Source organism: Acidobacteriota bacterium (assembly GCA_016713675.1).
In the GTDB taxonomy this organism is placed as follows: Bacteria; Acidobacteriota; Blastocatellia; order Pyrinomonadales; family Pyrinomonadaceae; genus OLB17.
In genome coordinates this window covers 1577089-1588118 of the sequence record JADJOS010000001.1, presented here as the reverse complement: position 1 = coordinate 1588118, position 11030 = coordinate 1577089, and the positions used below count along the sequence as shown (strand labels likewise).

Sequence of the window (11030 nt, the reverse complement as noted above, 5' to 3'; positions counted from 1 at the left end):
ATCTACTCGGTCGAAACGACATCTTCGCCTCGCAGGGCCGCATTGAGCGTGTGCCAGCTAAGCGATGCACATTTGACGCGCGCAGGGAACTCTAAGACGCCTGCAAAAATTTTTAATTTTCCGAGGTCATTGTCGGCGGTCTCGATATCGAGATCGCCGGTGACCATTTTATGAAACTCGTCGAAGATATGTTCGGCCTCAGCCCTGGTCTTTCCCTTGACGGCCTGCGTCATCATCGACGCCGAAGCCTTGGATATCGCGCAGCCCGAGCCTTTGAATGCGACATCCGTCACGGTATCGCCGTCGAGACTGACATAAACGCGCAAAGCGTCGCCGCACAGCGGATTCTTGCCGTCGGCATACTGGTCGGCATCCGCGATCTCGCGAAAATTCCGCGGATTCTTGTTATGCTCTAAAATTACTTCCTGATACAGGTCACTTAGTTCGGACATAAACCTATTTTATTATGTCCGAACCGATTAACCTAGCTAGAAAAGCCCGACGATATTGCCTTCGGAGTCGATATCGACCCTTTCGGCGGCCGGATGCTCGGGCAGTGCGGGCATTGTCCGCATATCGCCGCAAACCGGATAGATAAAGCCTGCCCCGACACTTGCACGAACTTCGCGAACCGGGAAAGTGAAACCCGTAGGTGCGCCCTTGAGCGTCGGGTCGTGGCTTAAGGATAGGTGAGTTTTTGCCATGCAGATCGGCAGATTGCCGAAACCGTTCGCCTCGTAATCGGCGATCTGGCTCGACGCCTGCGACGTGTACGAGACGTCGGCAGCCCCGTAGATCTTGGTGGCGATGGTCTCGATCTTTGCCTTTGATCGGCTGATCGAGATCGTAGAGGAATTTGAATTCGTTCGGATGATTTGCCGCCTCGATGACCATTTCTGCGAGCTCGATGTCTCCTTTGCCGCCCTCGGCGAAGTGACGCGAAACGGCTGCACCGAGTGCTCCGGCTTCGATCGAGATTCGCTTGACGGCCTCGATCTCTTCGGGGTGATCGGTGTCGAAAACGTTTATCGCGACGACTGGCGTCACTCCGTGCAGTTTTACGTTCTCGATCTGCTTTCGCAAATTAGCGGCACCGGCTTCGACATCGGCGACATTATTCTCGAGCATCTCGGGCGGCAGAGGTTTGCCGGCGACGATCTTGTATTTTCCGCTGTGCGATTTGAGCGCGCGGATGGTGGCAACGATGACGCAGGCGTCAGGTTTGAGTCCGCTGTAACGGCACTTGATGTTAAAGAATTTCTCGGCACCGATATCCGCACCAAAACCCGACTCGGTAAAGAGATAATCACTGCATTTCGCACCGATCAGATCGGCAAGGATACTGCTGTTGCCGTGTGCGACGTTGGCAAACGGTCCGGCGTGAACAAGAGCAGGCGTATTTTCGAGCGTCTGCATGATCGTAGGGCGAATGGCGTCGCGCATCAGTACGGTCATCGCCCCGGCGGCCCCGATCTCTTCGGCAGTGACAGGCTTTTTGTCGTGCGTCATACCGACGACGATCCGGCCGAAACGAGCGCGCATATCCTGCAGCGAATTTGTGAGAGCGAGTATCGCCATCACCTCGGATGCGACCGTGATGTCAAAACCGGTCTCACGCGGAATGCCTCCTTCCATTCGTCCGCCGAGGCCGACAATGATCTTGCGCAAGGCCCGATCGTTGGTATCGACGACGCGTTTCCAGGTGATGCTGTGCGGATTGATGTTGAGCGGATTGCCGCGGAGCAGTTTGTTGTCGATCATCGCGGCGAGCAGATTATTAGCCGCAGTGACAGCGTGAATGTCCCCGGTCAGATTTAGATTGAACGTCTCCATCGGCACGACCTGTGCATAACCGCCGCCGGCCGCGCCGCCTTTGATCCCAAATGTGGGCCCCTGCGACGGCTGCCGCAAGCTAACGACGGCCTTTTTGCCAAGATGCTTCATCGCTTCGCCCAAGCCGATGAGGGTAGTCGATTTGCCTTCGCCGAGCGGCGTCGGTGTGATCGCGGAAACGTCGATGTACTTGGCGCTTGGACGGTCCTTGAGCTTGTCGAGGACGCTCAGCCGAAGCTTGGCGATATAAGGGCTGCCGTAGAGGTCCATGTCATCAGGCGTCAGGCCGAGCTGCTCGGCGATCTCCTGAACGGGCCTCATGTTCGAATGTTGTGCGATGTAGAGATCTGAATACATAGTTTAAATATCTTCTAAGTCTCACTCGAATAATGTGACATTTCTCACAATTCGCATCTTTACGCGTCGAATAACCGCCGATGGTAATTGATCTGACCGAGATGGTAAGAGAGATGTGTGGAGAGATGAACGAGGAACCAGCCGGTTGTCATAGGTTCAGTACGATCGGCGAAAACGACGATCGGATAAACTTCCTCGAGCTTTTCGGGCATAGTTTTATCGAGCGTTGCGGCGACAACATCCGCCGTTTCATCGATCATTTGAAGAAGTTCGGCTCGCGTTGTGTTCTTCGTTGAAAACTCAACATCGCGCTGGCGCACGTAACCCGAATCGCCCAATACGGTACCGATAAAATGCTTTAAATTGCCGACGAGGTGCATTGCGAGATTGCCGCCGGAATTCGGTATTTCACCGCTTACTTTCCACATCGCGTCCTCGTCTTGATAACTTTCGATCTCGGTTCTGAGCTTTTTGAGATCCCGGTCGTACAGGTCTTTTAGGGTTTCGATGATCATATCTTTTATGCGCCTTATAGATCGAAGAACACACTCCCCTCCAGTCGTGTTTCCTCCTAGGCAAATACCTCAATGACCTTTTGAACGGCGTCCGCCAGTTTATCGACTTCTTCTCGCGTGTTGTAGAAAGCAAAGCTCGCTCTCGCGGTCGCGGGGACGTCGAAGAATTCCATCACCGGCTGGGCGCAGTGGTGGCCGGCACGGACGGCGATGCCCTGTTGATCGAGGATGGTGCCGATGTCGTGCGGGTGGATGCCTTCGATGGTGAACGATAGGACCGATGCTTTTTCGGCGGCGGTGCCGATGATCTTGACCTCGGGGATGCCGCCAAGACGCTCGGTCGCGTATTCGAGCAGTTCGTGTTCGTAGGCGGCCGCGGCTTCGAAATCGATGGCGTTTATGTAATCGATCGCGGCCCCGAGGCCGATGCCCGCAGCGATGGCGGGCGTTCCGGCCTCGAACTTGTCAGGGATCGGTGCGAACGTCGTTTTCTCGAACGTGACCGTGCGTATCATCCCGCCGCCGGTCTGATACGGCGGCATCTGGTCGAGCCATTCGCGTTTGCCGTACAACACGCCGCTGCCCGTCGGGCCAAACATTTTGTGGCCTGAAAACACAAAGAAATCCGCATCGAGGTCCTGAACGTCGACCGGAAAATGCGGCACGCTCTGCGCGGCATCAACGCAAACCGGAACGCCGAATTTATGCGCCGTCGCAATCATTTCCTTGACGGGATTAAAAGTACCGAGGCTGTTCGAAACGTGGGCGATCGCGACCATTTTCGTTCGCTCATTCAAAAGATTTTCGTATTCGTCGATGATCAGCTCGCCGCGTTCGTTCATCGGGATCATTACGACCTTTGCTCCCATTTCTTCGGCGATCATCTGCCACGGGATGATGTTCGAGTGGTGCTCCATCTGCGAGACGAGGATCTCGTCGCCTTCGCCGATGAACTTTCGCCCATAAGAATGCGCGACCAAATTGACACCTTCTGTCGTGCCGCGGACAAAGATGCACTCTTTCGGTTCGCGGGCATTGATAAAGCGTTTTACTTTTTCACGTGCCGCTTCGTACGCCGTCGTGGCGTGCTGCGACAGATAATGTACGCCGCGATGGATGTTCGAGTGCTCTTCGCTGAGATATTTCGAAGTGCGGTCGATCACACTCTGCGGCACCTGCGACGAAGCTCCGTTGTCGAGATAGACCAGCGGCTTGCCGTTAATTGTCTGCGACAAAACAGGAAAATCTTTGCGAATTTTTTCTACGTCCCACATGATCGTCGGTTTTACTTCCGTCATTATTTGCCCTTCTTAGCAGCCCCAGCCGCGTCCGTCGTGACCGGTTTTTGTTTTTTCTCTTCGCGGGCAATGTATTCGCGAAGCGCGGTGTCGATTATGATCGCACGCCGGTGTTTTTCTCCGGCGATCTCATCTATTTTTGCAAGCACCGCATCGTCGATGATCAACTGTGTTCTGATTCTCATATTTTTACACTTCCAATTTTACGCTTAGTCGGTTCAGCACGGCTGCGTCGAGTTCTGACTTGATCGATTCGATACCGATCTTGCGAATGATCGCCTCCGCAAACCCATAGGTTAACAGATTCTTGGCCAGAGTTTCGGGCAAACCGCGAGTCAGCAGGTAAAACAATTCTTCTTCTTCGAGCTGGCCGACGGTCGCTCCGTGCGAACATTTCACATCATCATTGAAAATTTCGAGCTGCGGTTTTGTGTCGACGCGGGCCGTATCCGACAGCAAAAGGTTTTTGTTCGATTGCTCCGCGTCGGTGCCGTGAGCGTTTTCACGCACCATAACCTTGCCGTTGAAAACGCCTCGCGAAGTGTCATTCAGCACGCCCTTATAAGTCTGATGCGAGATGCAATTCGGCACAGTGTGGTCGATGATCGAATGCGTGTCGTGGTGCTGCATTCCGTTCAGCATATACAACCCGTCAACGAATGCTTCGCCTCCTTCGGCCGTGAATTTTAGGTCGATATCGTGCCGCGAAAGAGCACCTCCAAGATTGATATTTGTCGAATCGTACCGGCTGCCGCGGCCGAGCGAGACCTCGGTCGTGCCGACATTAAAGGCATCTGGAGCGTCTTTCTGCACTCGGTAATGCGTGATATTTGCGTTATCTTCGACGAAGATCTGAATAGCAGAGTTCGTAAAACTTTTCGCTATCGACGCGTACGATTCAACGATCGTTGCCTTACTTCCGGCTTCCGCAATTACAAGAATATGCGGAAAGATCGCCGTGTTCCCGTCCGCCGCAAAATGAAACTCGATCGGCTCGGCAACACTCGTTTCTTTTGGAATTCGGATGACTTTGGGATCACCAAAAGCTGCGTTCAATGCCGTGAAGCCATTTCGGCGAAAGTTGAAAGCTGCCAGATGTTCTCGCGACCCTTCGCCTTTAGGCGAGAGGTCAGGCGAAAAGGGTGCGAGCGTCCATTTTTCTTTTACGATCGGGGCTACACCTGTATATTTCCAGTCTTCGTCCTTTAGCGTCGGAAAGCCGGAAAGCGAGAAAGCGGCAAACGCCTCTTTACGCAGTTTCACCAATAGCGGATCTGTCTCCGCCTTGATGATCTCTCTAAATTGTTCCGCAAATTGCGTTTCCATTACTGCTGTCGTTGATACCATTTCTATTAAAACACCTTTACCAAACTAAACTTGCTGTCCGAACGAACGGTGTTCACCGGATCTAAAATAAATTCTTTCGCGGCTTTTAGTTTCGCCTCGTTCTCGGCTCGCGGCTTTTTGTCGTCGACCAGCGGCGAGACCTTGTAATCCAACAAAAAATCGTGCCGGATGAGTAGATATTTGATGCCCATTGCGGCGGTTTTGGCCCGAAGTTCGCGAGCATCCTTTGCTTCGCTGACCATCTTCTGCAGGGTCAGGTCCTCGATCATATAGTCGGAAAAATAGGGACGCTCGAGATAATACGTGTCGCGTCGCATGTTGACGAGCCAAACTTTGTCTTCCTCGGCAGTCTCTGAGTTGAGCCATAGATAATAAGGAAGATAATCGAGGTTGCGTGCGGCGAAAGCCTCGCGCGTTTCCCCGCCGAATGCCACGCGAAGCGGAGCCTTTTGCAGAAACCATGCGGTCGTTACCAGAGCTCCGGCAAATGCGGCTGCAGCAAAACCCGCGATTGTAATCGTTCTCAAACCTCTGACTTTTGACGAGATCGCATCTATCGACGCCATTATCGCGATTGAAAGCAGCGGCAAAATCGGCAGCAAATACCGCTGTTGTTGGCTCGATGTTAGCCAAAACAGGAACATGATCATCGCGACGCCCGCACAGATCTTCGCCTCAGTTTTGAGGTCAAATTTCCAGATCCCCCAAACTATGAGCGGCAGGCCGAGTAGGAATGCAAAACCGATCACGCCGTCAAAATTTGCATGTATCTCAGGTTGGGCGTTGACCGAGATGTTCCACGGTGTCAGCAGATAGTCGAGCAGTGTCTTTCTGTCTCCGCCATATTGAGCGCTCAGAGCCTGCAGCATACTTGCCCGTTCAGCGTCCCACCCAGGAGCCTTGCCGGGCCATAAGTTCAAATAGAACGGAAACAACGGGCTGCCCGTCTCGATCCATGTCCTAATGTACGACGCACTGCCGAAAATACCGGCGACGATGAGTGATCCAATGCCCCCGGCCAGCACTTTCGAAACCGAGGTTCCTTCTTCGTTCTGAGCGTTCCGCGCTCGAAAGACAATGACCAACACAAACGCAGCGATCGCAAAGACCGTCAGCAACTTGGCCGCCAGAGCCGCAGCCAAGAATAACGCGGTAAATACAAGCCATCCGGACTCCGGCGAACGCCACCATCGGCACAGCGAGTAGACCGCGAGAAATATAGACAGTGCCCAAGCAACGTCGATGTACGAGCTCGATGAGACGTGATAGATGGTCGGCACTGTCGCCACGATCGCGACCGCGATCAGCGACAAACGCCGGTCGAGGCCGAGTTCCCGCGACCAGCCGAATATCGCCATCAGCAGCACCGGAAAGAACATCCATATCGCCGCACCGCCGGCCGCTTCGCCTGCCTGCACACCGGCCAAATTGCCGACGAGTATCGCCCAGACGATATGCATCTCGGTGCCGAGAGCCATATAGCTGTTCATGTTGCCGTCGACAAAGCTCATATGATGCTGAGCGATAAAGACCTTTGGCAGCGAAAAATGGTAGAGCAGCGTATCCTTGGCAACCGGCGGAGCGAGCGATGAAATAAACGCCAGCACCAATGGGATAGCGATCAATGCAACGATCAAGAGGTCAGATCGCGACGGCTTTTCGGGGACGCGGCTCTCGATTTTTGCCTCGCGAACGCGGCGAAAACTGAAAACGGCAAGGCCTAACCCAACAACGATGGCGACGATCGCTGCGGAACTAGTGTACAAACCGGCAATTCCTAGAAAGAAAAAGATCAACGACCATATCGCCGCCCCGAGTGCTGCTTTCATCGCGAGTTTGAGTACATGTGAATGCTCTTCACCTTTCGAGACACTAATAAAGGAAGCAACAAAATTACCGAGCCCAAACCACGAGACCGCTATCAGACCGGCGATCAGAGCCCCATCAACGCTCGCCGAAAGCCCGTCAAAACCAAACAACGGCCCACCGCCAAAATTACCGATCAGCGTGCCGAGCCTGCCGACATCAGCACCGCGATACGAAAAGAACGCGACCAGCAAAACGACGGCAAAGGCCGCGAAAACCATCGCGGCCGCACCGACCGAATTGTTATTTACGTTGGTCTTTTCAGCCATCAGCCCCGTCTGCTAATTGCCTGCGGCTCCTTTGACCCAGTCGTAACCCTTTTCCTCGAGTTCGAGAGCCAGTTCCTTGCCGCCTTCTTTGACGATCTTGCCCGAGGCGAGAACGTGGACAAAATCGGGCTGTATATAGTTGAGCAAACGCTGGTAATGTGTAACGAGAATTATCGCGTTCTCGCTGCTGCGCAACGTATTCACGCCCTCGGCGACGATACGCAGAGCGTCAATATCTAGGCCCGAATCGGTCTCGTCGAGGATCGCGAGTTTTGGTTCGAGCACCGCCATTTGCAGTATCTCGTTACGCTTTTTCTCGCCGCCCGAGAAGCCTTCGTTGACCGAACGCTTGAAAAACTGCGGATCCATATCGACGACTTTCGCTTTTTCCTTCAGGTAATCGTTGAATTCGAGCGGATCGAGTTCTTCGAGGCCGTGGTGGATCGCTTTTTGGTTGTAGGCAAGTCGCAAAAACTGCGAATTCGAAACGCCCGGAACCTCGACCGGATACTGAAACGCCATGAATACGCCTTCGCGTGCGCGCTCGTCCGGATCGAGTTCGAGCAGGTTTTTGCCTTCGAAAAGAACCTCGCCCGAGGTCACTTCATAGCTCGGATGCCCGGCCAGGACCTTTGACAACGTCGATTTACCCGAGCCGTTCGGCCCCATTATGGCGTGAACCTCGCCCTTTTTGACCTGGAGGTTCAGCCCTTTTAATATTTCTTTGCCGTCGATGCCGGCGTGCAGATCTTTAACTTCTAATAACATTTTTTTATTTCGCAACCTTATCAAATCTATTCTTTACGCGGTCGAGGTCTGGTCCCGGGAATGCGGAGAATTCGTAATAACCACATGCAACACAGATATAGGTGACCGCCGACTGAACGTGTAATGCACTCGTCTGAATGCCTATCGGCGACCTTGAATCCCCTTTGTAGACCTCATCTGATTCACATTTTGGACAGATGCCAGATTTCATTCTCTAAAGTATTTTCTCCATTTCCAGGCCCGGAACACCGTACCACTCTTCCGGCGGCGTGTCGCGGACCCAATTGTAGCCGTGCTTTTCGTAAAGCTCTTTTGCACCGACCGAAAAGTATGTCGTGTACAAAAATATTCGGTCATGCGTCGTCGTCCGCGCGTATTCGTCAATCGCATTCATAAGCAAATGCGCGATTCCGCGGCCTTGAACGCTCGGATCTACGGCCATCGTTTTCACGTACAGATCGCCTTCCTCGACCGTGACCGAAACCGTGCCTACGATGTCGCCATCGAGTTCGACGACCCATTGCGGCCCGACATCAAGACGCCGTGTGAACTCGTCCGCCTCGGGCGTGACAACAACCATTGCCGCTGACGTGTAGTTCTCGCGATACGTACCGAAAGCCCGCCGCACGACATCGGCAATCTTCTCAGAATCGCGTTCGGTAGCGAGCCGAACCTCAGGCAGTGATGCTTTTTTCGTCTTCGGCACCGACATATATCTCACCTTTCAGATAAAGAACAGCTTCGCCGCCGATCTTAACTCGGTCGCCCTGCAGCTCACAAAATAATTCACCTCCGCGTTCCGAGACCTGACGGGCGAACATCTCATTCTTGCCTAATTGATCCGCCCAATACGGAATCAACGAACAATGGATCGCACCCGTAACCGGATCCTCGTTAATGCCGATACGCGGGGCGAACATACGCGAAACAAAATCGCAGTCGTCGCCCGGTGCCGTTACGATAAACTCGTCATAATCAATGCCTAGCAAAGCGTTAAAATCCGGTGAAAGCTCGCGGATCTGCGATTCGCTTTCGAGACGCATCATAACCATGTTGCCTTGCGTCTCGTAGACCTTGGACGGGATCGCGCCGATAGCACCGGCGAGTTCGTCAGATTGCTCGATCTCGGACACCGGATATGCCGGAAAATCGAGAACCATTTTGCCGCCCTCTTTCGTCACGCCCAGCGAATCGCTGCGATGAGAGTGAAAATCGATCGACTCGCTCTCGCGTTTCAAACATTCAAATATCACATACGCGGACGCCAGCGTTGCGTGGCCGCACAGGTCGACCTCAACCTTCGGCGTAAACCAGCGAATCTCATACCGATCGCCGTTTTGGACAAAGAACGCCGTTTCAGCGAGATTGTTCTCCGCCGCGATAGCGAGCATCACCTCGTCCGAAAGCCATGCGTCAAGCGGCACGACCGCCGCCGGATTACCGCCAAAAGCCTTGTCTGTAAACGCATCAACCTGAAAGATATCCAATTTCATAGCATCATGCTCTCACGCGCTTCTCTTCTCCATTTGACCCAGCCGCGAACGTGCAGCGAAAAGAACACTGCACTGCCAAGGATCAACGCCAGACTCCCGATCATAAAACCCACAGTCATCCAACTAAGACTCGCGATCATCATGATCAGAAAACCGTATTTGTTCTTGCTCCCGATCAGATAAACACCGGTCAACCCGGCAACCGTCGCGAGCCAATCTATGCCGTAATATTGCATCTTTCTTAGCTCCCCTTCTTACGAAGGAGGGGTGGCAGCCGCTTTGGGCTGACGCGCATGGTTCTTTCACGCCGCTATTTCGACCGATCGCTACCGCTCTCGGTTCTGACAAGAGCCACCACTTCGACCTCGACCTTCGCATCTCGCGGCAGCCTCGCGACTTGAACCGTTGAACGTGCCGGGAACGGCTTGGCAAATCGTTTAGCGTAAACCTCGTTCATCTTCGCAAAATCGTTCATGTCCGCAAGGAAAACAGTCGTCTTAACAACCTGATCGAAACCGCTGCCTGACGCTTTCAAAACAGCCTCAAGATTCTTCAAAACCTGCTCGGTCTGCTCGGCTATTCCGCCTTCTACGAGCGTTCCCGTCTTCGGGTCCGTTCCGATCTGCCCTGCAGTGAATACGAATCCATTCGCCACAACGGCTTGCGAATACGGCCCGATAGCTTTGGGTGCATCGATCGACTCAACGGCTCGTTTTACCTGACCGTTAGCTGTAAGAACAAACGACAAAACCACCAAAGCAAGCAGAAACCCCTTCATAAATTCACCCAAAACACGTACCCACTGGACAGTTCCTAATTAGTGCAATTTCTGTAATTCGTGGCTAGATCTCCTTCTTCGCCACGATCGCCTGTATCTCGATCTGCGTTCCAAAATGTAGTTCCCTGACCGGCACGATCGCTCTCGCCGGACGATGGTCGCCCATCACACGGGCATAGGCCGTATTCACCGCTCCCCACAATTCCATATCCGAAACATAGATCGTCATCTGCAAAACATGATCGAGATCGCTCCCCGCCGCATGCAAGACCGCCTCGACATTCCGCAAAGCCAACTCCGTCTGCTCTTCGATCGCACCGGTAAAAGGCTCACGCGTATCCAACGACATCGGCAGCTGTCCCGAAACATAGATCAAGCCGTTGTGCTCAATGCCCGGAATGTAGTGGCCTTTGGGTTGTGGTTGATTTTCTGGTTGTAGCGTTTTCATGAAAATTTATTAACGCAGAGACCACAATGTACGCAGAGCCTCTAGTCGCTTATTAAAC

The 11030-nt window shown here is 53.4% G+C and carries 13 protein-coding genes and 1 pseudogene; all 14 read right to left on the bottom strand.

Annotated elements, in window-relative coordinates; all coding sequences use genetic code 11:
* Positions 1–2: 2 nt before the first annotated feature.
* Entirely contained in the window at positions 3–452 is a 450-nt protein-coding gene (locus IPK01_07235) for an SUF system NifU family Fe-S cluster assembly protein (protein MBK7933286.1), read from the bottom strand.
* Between the two features lie 36 nt (positions 453–488).
* A pseudogene (locus tag IPK01_07230) lies at positions 489–2190 on the bottom strand (formate--tetrahydrofolate ligase).
* Between the two features lie 59 nt (positions 2191–2249).
* Entirely contained in the window at positions 2250–2705 is a 456-nt protein-coding gene (locus tag IPK01_07225; protein MBK7933285.1) for a DinB family protein, read from the bottom strand.
* 56 nt (positions 2706–2761) lie between these two features.
* On the bottom strand, positions 2762–3979 hold the full coding sequence (locus IPK01_07220) for a cysteine desulfurase (protein ID MBK7933284.1): 1218 nt from the start codon (positions 3977–3979) through the stop codon (positions 2762–2764).
* 23 nt (positions 3980–4002) lie between these two features.
* Positions 4003–4188 (bottom strand): type II toxin-antitoxin system VapB family antitoxin, encoded by a 186-nt coding sequence (locus tag IPK01_07215; GenBank protein MBK7933283.1) that lies wholly within the window; start codon positions 4186–4188, stop codon positions 4003–4005.
* Positions 4189–4192: 4 nt separating this feature from the next.
* Positions 4193–5350, bottom strand: a complete 1158-nt coding sequence (gene sufD / locus IPK01_07210; protein ID MBK7933282.1) for a Fe-S cluster assembly protein SufD — start codon at positions 5348–5350, stop codon at positions 4193–4195.
* Between the two features lie 5 nt (positions 5351–5355).
* On the bottom strand, positions 5356–7485 hold the full coding sequence (locus IPK01_07205) for a glycosyltransferase family 39 protein (GenBank protein MBK7933281.1): 2130 nt from the start codon (positions 7483–7485) through the stop codon (positions 5356–5358).
* A gap of 12 nt (positions 7486–7497) precedes the next feature.
* Positions 7498–8274 carry a Fe-S cluster assembly ATPase SufC gene (sufC, locus tag IPK01_07200; protein ID MBK7933280.1) on the bottom strand — a complete coding sequence of 259 codons (777 nt, stop codon included), beginning with the start codon at positions 8272–8274 and terminating at the stop codon, positions 7498–7500.
* Positions 8258–8464: a hypothetical protein gene (locus IPK01_07195; protein MBK7933279.1), complete on the bottom strand. Its 207-nt coding sequence runs from the start codon at positions 8462–8464 to the stop codon at positions 8258–8260. Before IPK01_07195 ends, sufC begins: the two co-directional genes overlap by 17 nt.
* Before the next feature lie 3 nt (positions 8465–8467).
* Positions 8468–8959: a GNAT family N-acetyltransferase gene (locus IPK01_07190; protein ID MBK7933278.1), complete on the bottom strand. Its 492-nt coding sequence runs from the start codon at positions 8957–8959 to the stop codon at positions 8468–8470.
* Entirely contained in the window at positions 8928–9746 is an 819-nt protein-coding gene (locus IPK01_07185) for a PhzF family phenazine biosynthesis protein (protein MBK7933277.1), read from the bottom strand. Before IPK01_07185 ends, IPK01_07190 begins: the two co-directional genes overlap by 32 nt.
* Positions 9743–9982 (bottom strand): nicotinamide mononucleotide transporter, encoded by a 240-nt coding sequence (locus tag IPK01_07180; protein ID MBK7933276.1) that lies wholly within the window; start codon positions 9980–9982, stop codon positions 9743–9745. Before IPK01_07180 ends, IPK01_07185 begins: the two co-directional genes overlap by 4 nt.
* A gap of 74 nt (positions 9983–10056) precedes the next feature.
* Positions 10057–10524 (bottom strand): RidA family protein, encoded by a 468-nt coding sequence (locus IPK01_07175; GenBank protein MBK7933275.1) that lies wholly within the window; start codon positions 10522–10524, stop codon positions 10057–10059.
* Positions 10525–10588: 64 nt separating this feature from the next.
* The gene (locus IPK01_07170; GenBank protein MBK7933274.1) at positions 10589–10972 is read right to left on the bottom strand and encodes a RidA family protein; all 384 of its coding nucleotides are present in this window, start codon (positions 10970–10972) and stop codon (positions 10589–10591) included.
* Positions 10973–11030: the final 58 nt, after the last annotated feature.